The sequence below is a fragment of the Psychrobacter immobilis genome (genome assembly GCF_904846185.1).
Classification (GTDB): Bacteria; Pseudomonadota; Gammaproteobacteria; order Pseudomonadales; family Moraxellaceae; genus Psychrobacter; species Psychrobacter immobilis_B.
Map to the genome: position 1 here is coordinate 38,027 of NZ_CAJGZQ010000017.1, position 18,732 is coordinate 56,758.

The following is an 18,732-nucleotide window of genomic DNA, read 5'->3' on the forward strand; positions in this document are numbered from 1 at the left end:
AACTGATGAGATGAATAGGCATCAAGCGAGAACGTATACACTAAGGTTTTGGAGAATAACCGCTCGCGTATAATAAAAGATTATCATCACTTAATATACTCATAACAGCTTGATATTAGCACTGATAATGCAGGTTGACAACGATATGTTTGCGCAATAATAAGGTTTGCGCCACTTATGTTTTTTTGATCAGTCAATAATAGCTATCGACGTCCGCGATGAGCCTCTTGCAGCCCAGATACCACAAAGTCTAGCAATTCACTATCCCCTTCACGGGCAGCCTTGCGCATGAGCTTCGATGGTGCATGGGTTAGCGTCTGCGTCAAGCGGCGTGACAGCTCAATGATAATGTCTTCAGGACTGGCATTATCCTGTTGTAGCTTGGCAATGGATTCATGCAGGAGTTTATCTACTTGGTCCTGCGTATGCGCGCGATACTGCTGAATGTCTTTACCGACTTGGCGCACTTGAAAGCTGCGATCCATCTCAACGACTAATTGGCTAACGAGCAGTTCCGCATCGACTGCCGCTTGCCTACGCTGTTCGATATTGCCAGCGATCACGTGTTGTAGATCATCGACAGAGTAAAGATAAACATCATCGATACGACTAATGGTCGAGTCAATATCACGCGGTACGGCTAAGTCAATCATCAACATAGGCTGATAACGGCGATGTTTCAGCGCGCGCAAAGTCATGGTTTTATCGATCAACACATCCATACTACCGCTACAGCTACTAACGATATCGGCTTCTGCTAAAACTTGTGGTAACTCTTGTAAAGGTCTGACTTCTACCAAGTGACCTGCGCGGCGCAGCTCCACTGCCAGCGCTTCAGCGCGTTCAGGGTTGCGGTTGCAAATAATCACGCGACCTACACCAAGCCCAGCAATGTGGGTGGCAACCAAACGGTTCATCTCGCCTGCCGCGACCACCAGCAATGTGCGACTGGGCAAATCATCAAATATTTGCGTCACCAATTTGGCGGCCGCATAGCTAAGCGATACCGCTTGAGCACCCACTTGGGTTTCATTACGTACGCGTTTGGCGGCAGCAAATACTTGATCGATAATCCAGCCAAGCTGATTACTCAGGGCTTTTTGTTCTTGCGCGAGCTGTACTGAGCGCTTGATTTGACCGAGTATCTGCGGCTCACCCAATATCATAGAGTCAAGCCCTGCGGCAACTCTAAGCCAATGGGTCAGCGCGTGAGTGTCACGGTGTACATAAAGATAGGGATCAATCTCAGACAGTGACAACTGCTTAAAGTCAGCAAGCCACGCTTTAATTTTTAAGATATGAGCACTAATGGCCGCCGAAGATGTCTGAGCACCGACCGCGCCATTAGCAGACATAGAGGGGACATCTTGCGGCTCTGCTAGCTGCGGCACGAGCGCATAGATTTCCGTACGATTGCAAGTCGAAACAATCACACTGCCATCAGTAAAGGCCTCTAATTGTTTGAGAGCGATATTCACATCGTCACCCACAAGCGCCAAGCGCTCTCTCAGAGCGACTGGTGCAGTTTTGTGATTGACCCCAATGACCACTAATCTCATTATTGATAGACCATAAACATGACGCTCACCTGCCAGCCCACGCTATCTCATTATTTTTAAAAGACAGTTGTAGACGACAGCGCTGAAAGGAAGACTCTAAAAGCCGCCTATTATATCATTATTGCCAGCTTTAATTAACACTCAGCTATCGATGATAGCTATTTGCTTGTATCTGGGCACATGAGTAACAAATCAACTACCGATACGATTGTTAAAACCAATATCTATGTTTTAGCGAGTGCTTATAGAAATGGATAGAAATCATTCGCTTACTTGACGTTAACTTGTTATATTTTCACAATATTTAGGCTAAGATTTACAACCAATGAAAGACCCCGTTGATACAGATTATCGGCCAATCCTACTTTGTTAGCAAAAATTTGGTAGAGCGGCTGCTATTAATAACGGAGTAACACGGGCACTATTGTTTATCCCATCGATCTGCTTTTATAATGTCAGGCATGGGTACTCGTTACCAATAGTTAGTTTGAAATGATTAAAATAAAATTGTCTTATCGATATAGATGAACAATGGGCGAATACGGTTATCTATGATTTTTTTTGGATCATTATTTCGATCACAACTTGCGCATGACGACCAATCTAATCTGCGTGCTCTATTGCATGCGGTTATCGAACGTCTGTGCCAGCGTTATAAGCTAACCTTGTCATTGGCCTTTTGCCTATGCTTAGGATCGTCTTCCGTTCATGCCAGTCATCCTGATATCTCGCTCGAAGCCCATGTACCCAAACTATCCATTGCTGATAAGAACGACAAGGCTGTCAGTAGCGACGGCATTGATAATAGCCACTCAACGCTACCAGCAATTGCTCCTAACAACACACAACCAATAGAAAATGTCGCCAATATTAATGGATTAGCGCCAACTACCTTATGGCAACCTGAGCTCAAAGAGCCTAGCCTGTATGCGCTGCTTGATGCAGAATTTGCAGCAGATCGCGGTGATAGACAACGAGCGATTACTATCTATAAGCAGCAAGCATTTAAAGAAGATGCAACTGCCGTGTTTGAAAGAGCGCTCAGCCTTTCTTTACGCACTGAAAGGGTTGAGAAATCGTTACAATTTGCCAAGTCATGGCAAGACCAAAATCCGGATCACGTGCCTGCTTGGTTTTATGTGGCGCATTTGGCCCTGCGAGCACACGATTATCTGTTAGCTGGCGAAACCTTGAATCGTATTTTGCTTTATGATCCTCGAGCGGACTTAAGCGAAATCCTTATCGGTATCTATCCAAACAATGATGAAGACAAACGTGAATTACTTGCCGCTTTGCAACCACTAGATAGCGAGCAGAATGCCTCATTGTCGGTATTGAAAGCAGGGTTGCTTTACCAATTTAACGAGCCTGAGATTGCCATTGTCCATATCAATCGGGCGCTAGAACGCCAGCCTGACTATGTACCTTTTATTACGCTAAAGGCAGACATACTGCGCAAAATCGTCACGGCTGAAACCGTCGTCAATTATGTGAGCCAAGCACGCCTGCGTAATCCCGATAGTAAAAGTCTCTATCTGTATGAGATTCGCTACTTGCTTGACTTAAAGCAAAGCCAAGAAGCGTGGCAATTATTGCTGGATGCCCATGGTCGCTTTGCTGATGATGCCGAGATTACTTTGTTGGCTGCATTGGTGAGCTTAGATATCGAAGAATATAACAGTGCCGATGAGCTACTCAATATGCTCGCAAAAAACCCCGCTTACCTTGATCAAGCTTATTATTACCTTGGCATCAGTGCCGAGCGTCAGCAGCACTTTGACCAAGCCAAATACTATCTCAACGGTGTCATGCAAGAAGACTTGGTATTAGAGGCTCGTAGAAAAGTAGTGGCTTTTGAACTGCTTAACGACGATGTAGATGCGGCGATTGCTACTTTAGAAAAGCTGCGTAAAGACTTTAACGTCTTTGCGCCAGATACCTTTGTGCTACAAGCTGATATTTTATGGCAGCAAAATGAGTCCGAAGAAGCCCTGCGCCTACTAACCAAAGCTGCTCGCAAGTATCCTGATAATGAGATGCTCTTGTTTGCACGCGCCCAGCTCCTTGACGACAAAGATGACTATATCGTTAAGCGCACCTTGCTCAATCATCTGCAAGCACTTGACCCAACCAACCTCTCCTACCAGCTCAGTTACGCGCAGTTATTGCTAGCCAATGAACGCAGTTCGGAACAAGGATTGGCATTGGCCACCGCCATCATTCAAATTCGCTATGATGACCCACGTTATGACAATGAGCTGCACTTGCAAGCGCTGAATGTGCTGGCTGGCAATGCATTGGCCAATGAAAACTATCAACAAGTCATCGACTACCTGCAGACCCCTTACGACGTGTTTCCTACCTTACGCTCTGGCAGCTTACTACTACGCGCTTATCAAGGTTTAGGCAACAATGAAAAAGTCGAGGCATTACTCGCAGACTTGCAGCAGCGCTTCTCATTTGGGCAACACAATATCAATGACCGCATACAGCTTTACTGACCCGCCGTTTTATAGTGGACAAATCGTCGCGTGCTATGCTTACAAGGCACTCATAAGATACTAACAGCCACGCATAACTGAGTAACATACAACCATTAAGCTAATCTATTTTCGAAACAATGATTTCGTAAATTTGTCTATCTTTGAGGAAACATCATGTCAGTATTGGTCCATGCTAATAAGCCTAATAAATTGGCGCTATTCGCTGCCGTGACAACCGCGCTCGTCATCACGTCTGGTTGTCAATCACTAAAAACAGCCAACGCTACTAACCAACCCAGCGCGACCTTACAAGGTCAAAACGCTGAGCAGCCGCAAAAGCTTGAGAACTTTCATATCACTGGCAAAATCGGTGTAACGATGCCCGCCAATGACACCACAGGCACTCAAGGTGGTAGTGCGTTCTATGCATGGGGGCAGCAGAATGATCGCTTTGCCATTGAGCTGATCGGCGCGCTCGGTATTGGTAAAACCAACATCGAGTATAATGGTCAAACCGCCACTTTAGTCAGCGAAAAAACAGATACCTTAACTGCTGATGATCCTGAGACTTTGCTCAAAAAGGCCACAGGGTGGCAAGCGCCTATTTCACAAATGCCCTATTGGATATCTGGTCGCCCAGCGCCTTCCGATAGCACACCACAGCTCGATGATCAGAATCGTTTAATCAGTTCAGTCAATGGTGAATGGACTGCAAGCTTCACCTATAAAGGGTCCGATAAGTTACCAAATAAAATTAGTGCTGTGCTGCCACAAGGCAATAAGGTGGTAATGACGATCAATCATTAAGACGTCACGCAAAAACGATAAAACTTGCTTATTACTTATTACCATAGCCGTCTACAACCAAATATTATGATTAAAAACATAGCCACACTTTCCACCATCACCCGCTTATCACCGGCAAAGATTAATCTGTTTTTGCATATCACAGGTAAGCGTGCTGATGGCTATCATAATTTGCAAACCGTGTTTCGCCTGCTTGATTGGGGAGATTATTTACATTTTTCAGTCACGGATGATGTGGTGATTTCTACGGTAGATAATGCCTTAGATGCCAATGAGCTCTGTCACCAACTTGTAATATTGGCTGGTACAGAGACTATAACTGCCGATATAGAAGACAATTTAATCTTTAAAGCAGCGCGTGTATTGCTAGCGGCTGCCATACAGTCAAACACTCTACCTGAGCAGTTAGCACAAGTGCATATCGCTTTAGATAAGCATTTGCCGATGGGTGCAGGCTTGGGTGGCGGCTCATCCAATGCCGCAACCACATTGATGACACTTAATGAAATTTGGCAGCTTAAATTGACGCAAGATGAGCTTATAAAAATTGCTGCCACTATTGGCGCAGATGTGCCGATTTTTATCTTTGGGCAAGATGCGATTGCGATGGGTATTGGAGAACAGTTAACCGCAATCAAGTTGCCTGACCAGCAATATTTAGTATTGACCCCCAATGCTCACGTTAATACTGCCCAGCTGTTCGCGCATCCTAAATTACAACGTGATATCGCTGTGCTATCGGTTGAGACAATTAAAAATGAACAAGCTGACTATGTACAAACTCTGACCACGCCCTATCAAAATGTCTTTACCCCTATAGTGACGAGCCTCGCCCCTGCCGTCAGCGCAGCATTACGTTACTTACAAGGGTTAGAGGCGCAAGCACTCGGCACAGCACGAATGACGGGCTCTGGTAGCGCAGTGTTTTTGCCTTTGGATGCAAGCGTGGTTACTGACAAAGCACTTTTAGCAAAGTGGATTGAAGAGGCGCCTTGTGCTGCCTATTTAGTTCGTCATCTATGAATTAGATTTGAGCTGTAGTGCGAAGATAAAATGATTATAAATACAGCGTAAAGCGCTTTGTTGACCCCATATTCGTTTTGTTTTTAACCTATTTTTCAATAAACGCCATAAAAAGGCGCAAATGACTTGCAAAATCTGAAAATTTAATTATAATAGGTCGCCTCAATAGGGGTATAGCCAAGTTGGTAAGGCATCAGGTTTTGATCCTGACATCCGTTGGTTCGAGTCCAGCTACCCCTGCCATTTTTTAGTACGAAGCGTTTGATATGCAGTGATCATAGGTGGTTTATAAATAGCCGCTTATCTTATTGACATTGACAACGTCATCCCAGTTTCGGTATAGTTCGCAATGGACACCGCTAGGGAACAGTTATGTTTTAAATGGTTTATCCGTTTAAAATATAGCGAACAGGTCGTGACGCTATTCTAACAATGACTTTTATTAAAAGTTGCTTTTAGATATCGACGTACACAGCTTAGACATTACAGGGGTATAGCCAAGTTGGTAAGGCATCAGGTTTTGATCCTGACATCCGTTGGTTCGAGTCCAGCTACCCCTGCCATTTTTTACTGTAATAGTAGTCATCAAAACTTTTCACCACTCTTTTCTGAATTTGAGCAGTTTGACACTGCTTAGCGGTCGCTGCTTGAGTCAATCAATAGGACTTCTGTCATGCCTTATTTGGCGATTTTTACGGGTAATGCCCACCCTGAATTAGCAAAAACCGTAGCCGATCATCTCCATATACCTCTTGGTAAAGCTGACATCACGCGTTTTTCTGATGGCGAAATCGCCGTAGAAATCAAAGAACACGTGCGCGGTAAAGACGTGTTTATCATGCAGCCAACTTGTGCACCAACCAATGACAATTTGATGGAAATCATGATGATGGCCGATGCGCTGCGTCGCTCTAGTGCGGGTCGCATCACAGCAGTCATGCCCTACTTCGGTTATGCCCGTCAAGACCGTCGCCCTCGTTCAGCTCGTGTGCCTATCTCTGCTAAAGTCGTCGCTGACATGCTAAACATCGTGAGTATCGATCGCGTGATGACGGTTGATTTGCACTCAGATCAGATTCAAGGCTTCTTTGACATTCCTGTAGACAATATCTACGGCACGCCTGTATTGCTTAACGACCTACAAAAACAAGATTACGACAACATCATGGTTGTTTCACCTGATGTGGGCGGCGTGGTGCGTGCGCGTGCTATGGCTAAACAGTTGGGCGATACTGACATGGCGATTATCGATAAACGCCGTGCCCGTGCCAATGAGTCGCAAGTCATGCACATCATCGGCGATGTTCGTGACCGTGATTGCGTCATCGTTGATGACATGGTTGATACCGCAGGTACGCTATGTAAAGCAGCTGAAGCATTGAAAGCAAACGGTGCACGTCGCGTATTGGCTTATATTACGCACCCTGTCCTATCAGGCAACGCACTACAAAATATCAGCGAATCTGCGCTAGACGAAGTCGTTGTTACCGATACGATTCCATTGTCTGAAGCGGCAAAAGCCTGTAGCAAAATCCGCCAAGTGAGTATCGCACCGATGCTTGCTGAAAGCTTACGCCGTATCAATAACGAAGAATCTATCAGCGCCATGTTTGACGCTTAGACTTTTAATGAGCACTCGCTCTACTTTCTGTTAGCAATGCTCGTTATAAAACACTGCTTAAGTTTAAAAAAAAGCGTCAAGTATCTTTACTTGACGCTTTTTTTGCCTATTGGTGCTGCACAGTCATTTTGCGTAGGTCTTTATTATTACTACAAAATCACGTATAATGCGCGCCTGTGCCAACCATTTGTTCGATTTAATTAGGTTGGCATTCTCAAAAGTGCTGATCATGCCCAAAAGTAACGATTGTCATGATAATGACTATCCAAAAAATCGTTATGATGAGCAAATGGCTACATTTATCAATTGTGAATTTTATTAGTAATCATAAATGTTAGCTATCATCACGTATTAGTGGATTGGTCGCAAATCCACTTTTTTATGACCAGACACTTCATCATTCTTTTTATAGGATTATATCCATGAGCATTAATCATTTTGAACTAAACGCTGTTGATCGTTCTGCTGAGCAACAAGGTAAAGGTGCGAGCCGCCGCCTACGTAAGCAGAACCTAGTTCCTGCTATCATCTATGGTGGTAACGAAGAGCCAACGTCTATCTCTATCAAGATCAACGAGCTAGTAAAGTCACTTGAATTCGAAGCGTTCTTCTCACACATTTTGACAATCAATGTTGATGGCGTAGAGCATCAAGCGGTTATCAAAGACTTGCAACGCCATCCAGCTAAAGGCTTCCCAATGCATGCTGATTTCCAGCGCGTTGTGAAAGGTCAGAAAATCAACATGAACGTTCCTGTGCATTTTGCTGGTCGTGAAGAAGCGCCTGGTACTAAAGCTGGTGGTGTTCTATCAACGCTAGTATCTGATATCGAAATCGTTTGCCTACCATCACAATTACCTGAATACCTAGAAATTGACGTATCAGGCATGGAAATCGGTGATCTATTCCGTCTATCAGACATCAAACTGCCTGAAGGCGTTATCATCTTTGATCTTGACATGGAAGATGCTCACGACCGTACTATCGTTAACATGCAGCCACCAACGGTTGAAGAAGTTGACGCAGACGCTGAAGAAGTTGATGCTGCTGACGTACCTGCTACTGAGCAAGGTACTGAAGACAAAGACGGCGAATAATAAACCACGGTTACATAGAGCACGCAATCTAGCGTCTGCTATGTAATACAAGGTTTGTTTAGTCAAAAAACAGCAGGTGATAAATATCTCCTGCTGTTTTTGTAAGTAAGGTTTGAAAAATAACAGATATGCTATGAATAAATAGCATAATCGCAAATCTTATGCCTCATTTATTCAATTTAAGCAGGGTGTTTTTATGGCCATAAAGCTTATTGTCGGTCTTGGTAATCCTGGTCAGCAGTATATGTTTACACGTCATAATGCAGGGTTTTGGTTTGTCCATCACTTGGCTCAGCAGTTCAACATTACCCTCTCTCATGATAAAAAGTTTCATGGAATCACAGGACGTGGGCAGATTCATGGGCATGATGTACGCCTATTGATGCCGCTCACCTTTATGAATAAGTCTGGTCAGTCAGTGGTGCCGATGGTGAAATTTTATGGCATTGAAAATGATGAGTTACTGATTGCTCATGATGAGCTCGATATTCCAGCTGGCAGTATCAAACTTAAGACGAATGGTGGTCATGGCGGTCATAATGGTCTGCGCGATATCACCCCTCATATCGGCAACGACTTCCATCGTTTGCGTATTGGTATTGGTCATCCTGGTCATAAGTCTAAAGTTAGTGGTCATGTGCTCTCAAAAGCTGCGCCCGATGAACAGATTGCCATTGATAGTGCTCTGACAGCAGCATTTGAAGCGCTTCCATTATTACTAAATGGCGATATTGAAAAAGCACGTTCACAAATTAATGGCTTCAAACTACCAGAATAAAATCATGCTTTAACTATAATAGCCTTTTATTTTAGCAAGTTATCCCCCATTAACCTTTTGATTTGAATCATTAATCTCAGTTACGCTAAGGAAGCAACCTATGCTACTTAATATGCTTAAATGCAAATTACACCGTGCTCGCGTCACCCATGCCGAACTTCATTACGAAGGCTCATGCGGTATCGATGGTGATTTATTGGATCTTGCTGGTCTGCGCGAAAATGAGTCTATCGATATCTACAATGTGACCAATGGCAAGCGCTTTCGCACCTACGCTATCCGCGCTGAAGCGGGTTCTGGTATCATCTCGCTAAATGGTGCGGCGGCTCACATGGCAGATTTAGGCGATATCGTTATCATCTGTGCCTATGCTCATTTTGATGAAGTAGAAGCGGCAACCTACCAGCCAAAACTGGTGTATTGCAACGAAGACAACACCGTAAAAGACACAGCAAACATCATTCCGGTACAGGTGGCTTAAAGCACCGGAACACCGGAACACCGGAACACCGGAACACCGGAACACTGAAGATTTTTGGATAAAGCAAGGATAAATAATCGACTAAGCTGTTGAAGTTATTCTTATTATCCAACCAAAACCGCTATGCTAATATGAGAGCTGAATCTCCATTCTGATTCAGCTTTTTTTATGCCATTTTTATATGGCAAATTCACATTTTATACCACTCTTAAAAGATGAAGTCGTCAGAAAAATAAATGTCAGCGCTATGTTTTTAAGCTAAATGAATTTGGCACGGCTAAGCGTATTTTTAGGTTTGGTATTAACACTAAAAGGAAACAAACTGATGTGGTTGGCAGTTATTGCAGTATTGATCGGACTAGCTATTCTTGTTTGGAGTGCAGACCTTTTTGTTGATGGCGCCACTGCCTTAGCAAAAAAATTCAACGTCCCCAGTTTCTTAATAGGTGTGTTGATTTTGGGTGTGGGTACATCCGCCCCTGAGATGGTCGTGTCGGTATTGGCGGCACTAGAAGGCAGCCCTGATTTGGCATTAGGCAACGCTTATGGCTCAAACATCATCAATATTGCGCTGGTATTGGGTGCAACCGTATTGATTAGCCCTATTATCATTCGTAATGGTATCATCAAGCGTGATTTACCTCTATTAGTATTGATTACTATGGTCGCCGCATGGCAGCTGCGTGATGGGCAATTAGACCAAGCAGATGCGATTGTATTGATAGCACTGCTGGTCGTGACTTTAGGCATTCAGATTGTACTAAGCTTACGTGAAGGTAACCATGAGCACGAAGGAGAACCCATAGCAGAAAGCGTTGATGCTGAACATATCGAGCAAACCCTAACACGGGGACTCATCAGCTTAGTTATCGGCATGCTTTTACTGGTCATTAGCTCGCGGGCTATAGTTTGGGGTGCAGTAGAATTGGCAACGCTGTGGGGCGTGAGCGAACTGGTGATTGGATTGACGATTGTTGCTGTGGGGACCTCGTTACCTGAGCTGGTATCGAGCTTATCAGCCGCCCGTAAAGGCGAACACGACATGGCATTGGGTAATATTATTGGCTCTAATATATTTAACACCTTGGGCGTCGTTGGTCTCGCAGCGCTTATAGCGCCAATCACAGTCAGTCCAATTATCTTATCGCGCGATATAGTGGCGATGGGATTGGTCACCTTGTTACTCTTGGTATTGTGCGGGTTTGCCTTTATGAGTAAGCGTCCATTCGGTCGCACTTCTGGGTCGACTTTGGTCTTATTCTTTGTCGGCTATACTTTATGGCTGATACAAACCGTCAACCTGTAACGCTTAGAGTGTATTAACAGACCTAAAAATGCATGAACAGACTATGGCGAAGATAATGTGGTTTATTTTCCTTGCTTGCGATTTCTAATCACCCGCCATAGTCCTTCATTCTCTGTTTTTGGCATTTTTAAGGTAATGGTATTCGATAGCATATCTTGCACTGCGAGACCACGTGGGTTAAAGAGGCAAAAAGCATAGTTAAAGACAAAGCCCAGAAAGGCACTGGTCAACAGAACAGCACGCGAGCCATCGATGACACTACCAATGATACCAAATATAAGTGGCATGATACTGGCCGCTAAAATCCGCTTAAATGACTGTCCCCATGTTAGCAAATGACCATTACTATTGACCGTCTTTAACCGCCAAGTCTGCATACCTAGTGTCTGTCCACCGCGACGCCAAAATATCCCATAGAATCCCACTAACGTCAGAATAAAAGACGGCGTCATAATCACGTTTTGATACCACGTTGGCAGCGACTGCGCTTGAGAAGAGTCTGTACCGGTATTCATGGTCAGCAATGTACCAATCACGGTTAGCAGGGTACCGACTAAAAACAACAACGCTAAAATCAACATGCCATCATAAAGAATCGCTGCCATACGGGTACCAGCTTTGGCAATCGTCAGCTCTTCAACGTCAGAGGCATGGTGTGCTGATGCTTTAGTTTTAGCAGAAGATTTGGTAGGTCGTTTAGGTAAACTCTTTGACATGGTACAAGCTCATAGCAAGCAGTGAATAGTGACTCTATTGTACCGTAATTCACTGTCTTATCGTACATTATCCTAAGATGCCGTAAGTCATATAACAATGTGGTATAACCATGTCGTATGACTCATCAGCTCATAAGACTATCACACAGAAATTGCAGACATAAAAAAATCGCCAAATTGTCATAAGACAGGCGATTATTTTAAGGTTTCTTTAACTGGGTTAAAGAAGTGATGATGCAAATGGTGCGCTTGGAGAGATTCGAACTCCCGACCCCTTAGTTCGTAGCCAAGTGCTCTATCCAACTGAGCTACAAGCGCGTACTTTGCACATCATTTACTGCGTTGTTAAGAAACAATTGCAGCAAATTAGGTTGGTTATTATATAGATAATTTCGCTTGTGTCAACATCTTTTTTTATTAAAATCAAATTATTTTTTGCTTTAATAAAATAGAAGATTATTAACGCTTTTATATCGCGTCACTACTCTACTAAAAACCGAATAAATGGAGGTGAAGGAGGGATTCGAACCCTCGATACGCGCAAACGTATGGTTCCTTAGCAGGGAACTGGTTTCAGCCACTCACCCACTTCACCAAACGACGTAAGACTTTTTAAGTTCTAAAAAATAGTATTATTGCTGATAATACGTCTTATCCCGTGGGCGAGTATTATAGCAAAGCCAAAACGAATTGCAAGCACTGTCTACAAATTTAATGCAGTTTTTATCATATTTATTTGTTTATATGGTTTCATAGCCTCTTAAGCAGCTCAAATATCAATAAAAACTAGTAAAAACGATATTTAAGTTGGTCGGCACGCTCTGGGTTGTTGTTAATTGATTGATTAATGGATGGATTGTCTATGTACCATCTCTCACCTACTATGGCTTTTTTAGCAGTGGGTGTCTATAGTATTTGTTACTCATTGTAGATTATGTAAAAGGAATTTTTATGCGACCAGTGGTACTGTGTTTTTCAGGATTAGACCCCTCAGGCGGCGCTGGATTACAAGCGGATATAGAGGCCATCGGTCAAGCAGGTGCGCATGCTGCCATTGCTTGTACAGCTATTACCATACAAAACTCGCAGCAAGTCTTTGGTTTTGAAGCTTGTGCAGCAAATTTGGTAAAGGATCAGGCCACCGCAGTGCTCGATGATTTGCCTGTTGCAGCTATTAAGTCAGGTATGTTGGGTACGACTGATAATATTGCTATGCTGACTCAATTTTTTGCCGAGCGCCTTATCACCGCTGATACGCCATTTGTATTAGATCCCGTATTGGTTGCCAATAGTGGTGGCAGTTTGGGCGATGAAAAGACGCTCGTTAGCGCATTTAGAGAGCTGTTACCATACGCGACCCTTATCACACCGAATACTCATGAGCTACGCGCATTAAGCGGTGAGCAAGACTTACATATTGGCGCGCAAGAATTATGCGCCCAAGGCACCTATGCCGTATTGGTAAAGACCTCACACGACTTTGATAGCGGCGATATAGAGCAGTATTTGTACATAAAGGGTGAGATGGTACATAAAAGCACCTTGCCGCGCTTAACGGGCGAATTTCATGGCTCTGGCTGTTCGCTTGCCAGCTTTATCGCTGGGCGCTTAGCAATGGGTGATGCGCTTATCGATGCAGTAAGGGCAGCAGACAGCTGGATTACCCAGACGCTGCGTGCAGCTGATGCACCGCACCCTAATAATGAGCAAGCCCAATTGATACCCAATCGTTTTATAGACTTTCAGCATAACCTCTAAATAATCAATAAAAAAAAGGGCGCTCTATATCTCGTAGAGCGCCCTTTTTTAGATAGCTATTGGTAATTTTAGATAGCAGCTTTCAAGTGACCATTAATTCAGCTCAACCCAACATTGGCATGAAGCTCGCGGCAAAGCCACCAATAAACATCTCAAGCAAAATAAAAGCAATGAATGCGACCATTGGTGATAAATCAATCATGCCCAAGTTTGGCGTGATTCGACGAAATGGTGCCAAGATTGGCTCCGCTAAATTGACAATGATACCAATAATCGGATGCTGAGATTGGGTAAATACCACAATCCAGCTGACAATGATGGAACCAATGACGAGATAGCGACACATACGTAAAAAGTCTAATACCAAGCTGATAGTACCAGTAAAAAATAACGGTACAGGAGCGATACCTTTATGTGTCAGTGCTGCTCTTCCAGAGATATCGATTAAACGAATCAAAAACATCAGGACGATAGCCGCAATACTGATACGCCCTTGCCCAACGGTTGGAAAAATACGCCCAAACACATCGACAATATGCGTTGCTTTGTAGGCAGGCGCAATCATGGGGTTGCTGGCATCCATCCCTGCAAATTGCAGCATAAAGCGAATAAACACCAACATCATGGCGAAGGTGGTGACCAAATCAAAGATTTGAAATAACATGTTGTTCATGAAGTGCTACTCAATGTGACATTATTAACAAGTTTTGGGATGACGACTGTCATTACTAGGTACTTGGTATTGGTGCTTGGTATTGGTGCTTGGTATTGATGCTTAGTATTACAGCTCAGGCGCGTCATTCGCTTTTAGCAAATAATGCGCCTGATATAGGGATGATTAGTTACTCATCTCTTCACTCAAGGCTTGGCTACGGTCATAGCAAGCCTGCATAGCCTCAACGATTTGACCACCGATATCATTGGCTTGCATTGACTCAACGGCGGCTTGGGTTGTCCCATTTGGCGAGGTGACCTTGCGACGCAATTCAGCAGGTGCGTCTTCACTATTCATCGCCATTTTTGCCGCGCCTAGCATGGTTTGCATAGCGAGCGCTGAAGCCTGCTCTTTATCCAAACCTAAAGCCACTGCCCCGTCAATCATGGATTCAATAAAGTAAAACATATACGCTGGTGCTGACCCTGATACGGCGGTTACCGCATGCATGTGTTCTTCATTATCGACCCACATGACCAATCCTGATGCTTCCATCACCGCCGTTGCTAACTGCTTTTGTTCAGCAGAAATATTATCAGTACCGTACAGACCCGTTGCGCCCATTTGAATCATTGCAGGGGTATTTGGCATCGCACGGACGATATTGTCATAGCCACCCAACATCTCAGATAAAAGCTCAGTCGACAAACCTGCTGCCACCGAAATCACCAGCTGCTTGTCTAAGACATCCGCAAAGCTACTGACTACCGCTTTCATCACTTGCGGCTTGACCGCCAGCACTACAATGTCAGCATCGATAACGGCAGCTTTTGCATCAGCAGTTGGATCGACCGTGTTCAGTCCTTTAGCAGCCAATTGCTCGCGCGCTTCGCTACTAGGATCAGCAACGGTAATTAAACTCGGTTTGACACCGCAGCTGACAAGCCCGCTAATCAAAGCCTGTGCCATATTACCGCCGCCGATAAAGCTGATTTTCTTATTATCTAATACTGACATACATGTCTCCTATTCAACAATCCAAAGGTATTCAAACTAACATAATGATAGGTAAAATGACACTCAGTTTACCATACTGCTACTGGCATCGTTTGATAAATTGACGGCATCTAACCCGGCTGTAAGCTCCGTTGAATCACTTAATTGCCATGGACTATTGCACAACCAAACGGTTAAATTAACAAGGGCATTATATAAAATCAGTGACGGAGAGTACTATGTTTTTCATTCGTAAAGCTAACCCAGAGGATTATGCAGACATTGCTAACATTCACTTCAAAAGTTGGCATGTAGCCTATTTAGATTTGCTACCAGTGTCCTATATCAATGATAAAAACAACTTATGTAATAAGACAAAAATGTGGCAGGAGTTAATGGCGCATCCTGATGTTATTGTCTGGATAGCATATGATGCTCATCATCATAATTTGGGGTTTATTGGCTACTTCGTTAATAATAAAAATTATGAAATTACCACGTTGTATGTTTTGCCCGACTACCAAGGATTGGGTATAGGCACTCAATTAATGACAGTATCATTGAAAGCTCTCTTAGAATCTCATATCCATGCCCATTTTTATTTATGGGTATTAGAAAATAATGTGGCTGCTATTGATTTCTATCAAAAATTTGGCTTTGTAGCTAATGGCGAAAAGAGTGAAGAATGCTACAAAAGCACGCAAATAATAGATATCAAAATGGTTAGAAAACTTGATGCTCTGATGACTTGATGACCTAGCCCTAGATAACCTGACCTCCTAGAAGGTTTAGGTTACAAATATTAAAAAGCGTTATTGATGCTTAGACTGTTTCTAATAGCACTATTTCTCATAACATTGCTTCTAATAGCACTGTCTAAAATGCCAATATTGTCTGTCGTGTCTGTTAGCGAACTACTCGTCCCTAGTATCCAGCTCTCAAAAGGTGAAACCAGCAATAATGGCCACTCCTTATTCTGCTGTACGGATACGGCACTGACCACCACCAAACTCTCGCGCAACCATACAGGTACACCAAGCGTTTGATATAGCTTCTTACCCGCTTGTGGACGTGATGCCAATGCAGTTTGCACACGCTGCTGACGACCTAATGGTGCAAAGGTAATCTCAAACTTCTCATCACCATCTTGGTCGCTGTCTAATAGCTCTGCCAAGGCATTTGGCATCATTTGCGCTTGCCAAGTAAATTTATTATCCCTGCGTAAGGTAACTGATACAGGCTGGGCAGCCGCTGAATCAGCATCAGCCACAACAAAATTAGATAAGGGTTGAATCTGTTTGGTAAGCGGCAATGCTAACCACTTGCGCCACTCACTGCTTAAACGATAAAGCTGCTGACGATAGCGGCAAATCGTATAGGACTGCTTGCGAGCTTGCCAAAAAAGCGCCGTTTGGTGATCAGGATCTTCACGCTGGCTTAGCATAAATACATCATCGACCAGCTGCTTAGCAGGCGGTAACGGTTCATATTGACCGAGCCAATGATGCAATAGTTGGCGCTGACGATAAATGGGTAATGCTTGTAGCTTGTCTATACTTAGCACACGCTGGGCAGACAATAGCTGTAATGATGCTACCTCTATCTGCTGTAAATCTTCTGCCGCTTGTGCATTGATTATTAATTGGGCATCACGCAATAGCTGTGCGCTACGGGCGATATTGTCAATGACATTAGAATTATAGGTCGCCAATACTGGCATGATGTCGAGGCGTAGCCCACTACGTACATTATCGCCAGCATCATTGGTTGGGTCATCGATATAAGGGAGCTTTAGGCGCTGAGCGTAATTGCTGATATTGCCGCGTTTGACCATCAGCCAAGGTCGCCATAATGCCATACGCTGTGCGCCCTGCGTTTGGATACGCCACGGCTGCATACCCGACAGACCATTCACCCCAGCGCCTTGTATCAGCCGCATCAGCACCGTCTCTGCTTGGTCATCGGCATGATGTGCTAAGAGCAATACATCATCTTGATTGAGTTGCGCTCGCATGACATCATAACGAGCTTGCCTTGCGGCTTGCTCATCATGACCATTCACTTGCGCACGTAAAATCCGACACGGTATCTGCTGCACTGCTGCCCAATGAGCGACATGCATCGCCCAAGTGTCACTATCTGCTTGCAAACCATGGTTGACATGCAGCAATTGCGGCAAAAATGGCAACTTACCTTGGCGATAGAGCTGCAAACACAGCGCAGCCAATGCTAATGAATCACGACCACCACTACACGCCAGCCAAAGCCGTCGACCGTGCAGCTGTTCACCATATTCAACCATACTGCTCAATAATGCTTGTGCCAGATCGGCATCGACAGGCAAGTCTGCGATTGGCTTCATAGGATGCGGGAGGATTGCACTGCTGGTCATAATCAGCCTTATTTATTTAGCATGCATACATGAATTGACATATAAATGAATCAGCTTATACGTCAGCTACGACATCAGTTACAGCGTCAGTTAGCACCTATATTAACAGCCACAAAAAAACGCGCCATAAAATGACACGTTTTTATTTTAGCATTAAGACTGAGTCTCTAATATAAAAAGCTTTGTGTCCATGAATAGAGGCTTTGTAACAGAGGTGTCATAGCGACCAATTAAGCAGGCAACATCACTTCTGAATTAAAGGTTTTCAGCTTCTCATAACGTAGCTCACAACGCGCGTGTGCGTCTAAATCTTTAATCTCATCTAACTGCTCAGCAATAAGTGCTTTCAAGGCAATCATGACTGGTTGCGGCTTGATATGTGCGCCTTCACCTTCTTCAATGACGGCATCAATCAGCCCCATCTGATATAAATTAATCGCATTTAATTTCAAGGCTTCACTAGCGTCTTGTGCTTTTTCAGCTGTTTTCCACAGGATAGAGGCACAGCCTTCCGGAGAGATAACCGAATAAATACTATTTTGTAGCATATTGACTTTGTCACCAACACCAATTGCCAACGCCCCACCTGAGCCGCCTTCACCGATGATAGTCACGATAATAGGCACTTTTAGGCTAGAAAAAACGGCGATACTTTCGGCAATGGCTTGCGCTTGTCCGCGCTCTTCCGCACCGATACCCGGATAAGCGCCTTGGGTATCGACAAAGGTCATCACAGGAATATTAAAGCGCTCAGCCATTTTGACCAAACGAATCACTTTGCGGTACCCTTCAGGATTGGCCATGCCAAAGTTATGGGCAATACGCTCACGGGTACTGTGACCGCGATGTTGACCAATCACCATCACAGGCTGACCATCAAAACGTGCCAGACCACCAAGAATGGCTTTGTCATCGGCAAAAGCACGGTCACCGTGCAGCTCATCGAATTCGGTAAACAGCTGATTAACATAGTCCATAAATAATGGACGCTTGGCGTGCCGTGCAAGCTGCACACTATCCCAGACAGTGCTCATAGACGCTTCCCTTTAATAATTATACT

16 protein-coding genes and 4 tRNA genes are annotated in these 18,732 nt (G+C 44.1%); 12 read left to right on the forward strand and 8 right to left on the reverse strand.

Features of this window, described 5'->3' with window-relative positions; all coding sequences use genetic code 11:
* Window positions 1–203: 203 nt before the first annotated feature.
* A complete protein-coding gene (hemA, locus tag JMW94_RS10135) occupies window positions 204–1,559 on the reverse strand; it encodes a glutamyl-tRNA reductase (RefSeq protein WP_055123581.1) in 1,356 nt (451 codons plus the stop codon).
* A gap of 551 nt (window positions 1,560–2,110) precedes the next feature.
* Here hemA and JMW94_RS10140 point away from each other — a divergent pair.
* The 10 genes from JMW94_RS10140 to JMW94_RS10185 all read left to right on the forward strand — a co-directional run bounded on the left by JMW94_RS10140 (window position 2,111) and on the right by JMW94_RS10185 (window position 11,155).
* A complete protein-coding gene (locus tag JMW94_RS10140) occupies window positions 2,111–4,060 on the forward strand; it encodes a tetratricopeptide repeat protein (RefSeq protein WP_201604321.1) in 1,950 nt (649 codons plus the stop codon).
* A 156-nt stretch (window positions 4,061–4,216) separates the two neighbouring features.
* On the forward strand, window positions 4,217–4,849 hold the full coding sequence (gene lolB, locus JMW94_RS10145) for a lipoprotein insertase outer membrane protein LolB (protein ID WP_201604322.1): 633 nt from the start codon (window positions 4,217–4,219) through the stop codon (window positions 4,847–4,849).
* A gap of 66 nt (window positions 4,850–4,915) precedes the next feature.
* Complete coding sequence (ispE, locus tag JMW94_RS10150) at window positions 4,916–5,872, forward strand: 4-(cytidine 5'-diphospho)-2-C-methyl-D-erythritol kinase (RefSeq protein ID WP_201604323.1); 957 nt, start codon at window positions 4,916–4,918, stop codon at window positions 5,870–5,872.
* A gap of 167 nt (window positions 5,873–6,039) precedes the next feature.
* Window positions 6,040–6,115 (forward strand) — tRNA-Gln (locus tag JMW94_RS10155).
* A 244-nt stretch (window positions 6,116–6,359) separates the two neighbouring features.
* Window positions 6,360–6,435, forward strand: a tRNA-Gln gene (locus JMW94_RS10160).
* Between the two features lie 110 nt (window positions 6,436–6,545).
* Window positions 6,546–7,493, forward strand: coding sequence for a ribose-phosphate pyrophosphokinase (locus JMW94_RS10165; RefSeq protein ID WP_045452669.1), 948 nt, complete (start codon window positions 6,546–6,548; stop codon window positions 7,491–7,493).
* Window positions 7,494–7,915: 422 nt separating this feature from the next.
* Entirely contained in the window at window positions 7,916–8,590 is a 675-nt protein-coding gene (locus tag JMW94_RS10170; protein WP_045443278.1) for a 50S ribosomal protein L25/general stress protein Ctc, read from the forward strand.
* Window positions 8,591–8,786: 196 nt separating this feature from the next.
* Window positions 8,787–9,368, forward strand: a complete 582-nt coding sequence (gene pth, locus JMW94_RS10175) for an aminoacyl-tRNA hydrolase (protein WP_045443276.1) — start codon at window positions 8,787–8,789, stop codon at window positions 9,366–9,368.
* Between the two features lie 100 nt (window positions 9,369–9,468).
* A complete protein-coding gene (gene panD / locus JMW94_RS10180) occupies window positions 9,469–9,849 on the forward strand; it encodes an aspartate 1-decarboxylase (RefSeq protein ID WP_045443274.1) in 381 nt (126 codons plus the stop codon).
* Between the two features lie 325 nt (window positions 9,850–10,174).
* Window positions 10,175–11,155, forward strand: a complete 981-nt coding sequence (locus tag JMW94_RS10185) for a calcium/sodium antiporter (protein ID WP_201604324.1) — start codon at window positions 10,175–10,177, stop codon at window positions 11,153–11,155.
* A 62-nt stretch (window positions 11,156–11,217) separates the two neighbouring features.
* Here the strand turns inward: JMW94_RS10185 and JMW94_RS10190 are convergent, their stop codons facing one another.
* The 3 genes from JMW94_RS10190 to JMW94_RS10200 all read right to left on the reverse strand — a co-directional run bounded on the left by JMW94_RS10190 (window position 11,218) and on the right by JMW94_RS10200 (window position 12,466).
* Window positions 11,218–11,871, reverse strand: a complete 654-nt coding sequence (locus JMW94_RS10190; protein WP_201604325.1) for an RDD family protein — start codon at window positions 11,869–11,871, stop codon at window positions 11,218–11,220.
* Window positions 11,872–12,112: 241 nt separating this feature from the next.
* A tRNA-Arg gene (locus JMW94_RS10195) sits at window positions 12,113–12,189 on the reverse strand.
* Window positions 12,190–12,376: 187 nt separating this feature from the next.
* A tRNA-Ser gene (locus tag JMW94_RS10200) sits at window positions 12,377–12,466 on the reverse strand.
* 356 nt (window positions 12,467–12,822) lie between these two features.
* Here JMW94_RS10200 and JMW94_RS10205 point away from each other — a divergent pair.
* The gene (locus JMW94_RS10205; RefSeq protein ID WP_201604326.1) at window positions 12,823–13,629 is read left to right on the forward strand and encodes a hydroxymethylpyrimidine/phosphomethylpyrimidine kinase; all 807 of its coding nucleotides are present in this window, start codon (window positions 12,823–12,825) and stop codon (window positions 13,627–13,629) included.
* Between the two features lie 103 nt (window positions 13,630–13,732).
* Here the strand turns inward: JMW94_RS10205 and JMW94_RS10210 are convergent, their stop codons facing one another.
* Together JMW94_RS10210 and proC are read right to left on the reverse strand one after the other, a co-directional pair.
* Entirely contained in the window at window positions 13,733–14,302 is a 570-nt protein-coding gene (locus tag JMW94_RS10210) for a YggT family protein (RefSeq protein WP_201604327.1), read from the reverse strand.
* A gap of 165 nt (window positions 14,303–14,467) precedes the next feature.
* Window positions 14,468–15,301, reverse strand: a complete 834-nt coding sequence (proC, locus tag JMW94_RS10215; RefSeq protein WP_201604328.1) for a pyrroline-5-carboxylate reductase — start codon at window positions 15,299–15,301, stop codon at window positions 14,468–14,470.
* Between the two features lie 218 nt (window positions 15,302–15,519).
* On the opposite strand from proC, the gene JMW94_RS10220 reads away from it, so the two are divergent.
* Window positions 15,520–16,032 carry a GNAT family N-acetyltransferase gene (locus JMW94_RS10220; protein WP_201604329.1) on the forward strand — a complete coding sequence of 171 codons (513 nt, stop codon included), beginning with the start codon at window positions 15,520–15,522 and terminating at the stop codon, window positions 16,030–16,032.
* Window positions 16,033–16,082: 50 nt separating this feature from the next.
* Here JMW94_RS10220 and tilS read toward each other — a convergent pair whose 3' ends face one another.
* Both tilS and JMW94_RS10230 read right to left on the reverse strand, forming a co-directional pair.
* Complete coding sequence (gene tilS, locus JMW94_RS10225; RefSeq protein ID WP_201604330.1) at window positions 16,083–17,672, reverse strand: tRNA lysidine(34) synthetase TilS; 1,590 nt, start codon at window positions 17,670–17,672, stop codon at window positions 16,083–16,085.
* Window positions 17,673–17,902: 230 nt separating this feature from the next.
* Window positions 17,903–18,706 carry an acetyl-CoA carboxylase carboxyltransferase subunit alpha gene (locus JMW94_RS10230; protein WP_201604331.1) on the reverse strand — a complete coding sequence of 268 codons (804 nt, stop codon included), beginning with the start codon at window positions 18,704–18,706 and terminating at the stop codon, window positions 17,903–17,905.
* Window positions 18,707–18,732 lie beyond the last annotated feature (26 nt).

What these genes read in the sequence shown, in the direction of transcription:
- tilS (WP_201604330.1), bottom strand. Translation starts at nt 17,672, where the DNA reads ATGACCAGCAGTGCAATCCTCCCGCATCCTATGAAGCCAATCGCAGAC.
- ispE (WP_201604323.1), top strand. Translation starts at nt 4,916, where the DNA reads ATGATTAAAAACATAGCCACACTTTCCACCATCACCCGCTTATCACCG.
- JMW94_RS10210 (WP_201604327.1), bottom strand. Translation starts at nt 14,302, where the DNA reads ATGAACAACATGTTATTTCAAATCTTTGATTTGGTCACCACCTTCGCC.
- JMW94_RS10165 (WP_045452669.1), top strand. Translation starts at nt 6,546, where the DNA reads ATGCCTTATTTGGCGATTTTTACGGGTAATGCCCACCCTGAATTAGCA.
- hemA (WP_055123581.1), bottom strand. Translation starts at nt 1,559, where the DNA reads ATGAGATTAGTGGTCATTGGGGTCAATCACAAAACTGCACCAGTCGCT.
- panD (WP_045443274.1), top strand. Translation starts at nt 9,469, where the DNA reads ATGCTACTTAATATGCTTAAATGCAAATTACACCGTGCTCGCGTCACC.
- JMW94_RS10190 (WP_201604325.1), bottom strand. Translation starts at nt 11,871, where the DNA reads ATGTCAAAGAGTTTACCTAAACGACCTACCAAATCTTCTGCTAAAACT.
- JMW94_RS10185 (WP_201604324.1), top strand. Translation starts at nt 10,175, where the DNA reads ATGTGGTTGGCAGTTATTGCAGTATTGATCGGACTAGCTATTCTTGTT.
- JMW94_RS10230 (WP_201604331.1), bottom strand. Translation starts at nt 18,706, where the DNA reads ATGAGCACTGTCTGGGATAGTGTGCAGCTTGCACGGCACGCCAAGCGT.
- proC (WP_201604328.1), bottom strand. Translation starts at nt 15,301, where the DNA reads ATGTCAGTATTAGATAATAAGAAAATCAGCTTTATCGGCGGCGGTAAT.
- JMW94_RS10220 (WP_201604329.1), top strand. Translation starts at nt 15,520, where the DNA reads ATGTTTTTCATTCGTAAAGCTAACCCAGAGGATTATGCAGACATTGCT.
- JMW94_RS10170 (WP_045443278.1), top strand. Translation starts at nt 7,916, where the DNA reads ATGAGCATTAATCATTTTGAACTAAACGCTGTTGATCGTTCTGCTGAG.
- JMW94_RS10205 (WP_201604326.1), top strand. Translation starts at nt 12,823, where the DNA reads ATGCGACCAGTGGTACTGTGTTTTTCAGGATTAGACCCCTCAGGCGGC.
- lolB (WP_201604322.1), top strand. Translation starts at nt 4,217, where the DNA reads ATGTCAGTATTGGTCCATGCTAATAAGCCTAATAAATTGGCGCTATTC.
- pth (WP_045443276.1), top strand. Translation starts at nt 8,787, where the DNA reads ATGGCCATAAAGCTTATTGTCGGTCTTGGTAATCCTGGTCAGCAGTAT.
- JMW94_RS10140 (WP_201604321.1), top strand. Translation starts at nt 2,111, where the DNA reads ATGATTTTTTTTGGATCATTATTTCGATCACAACTTGCGCATGACGAC.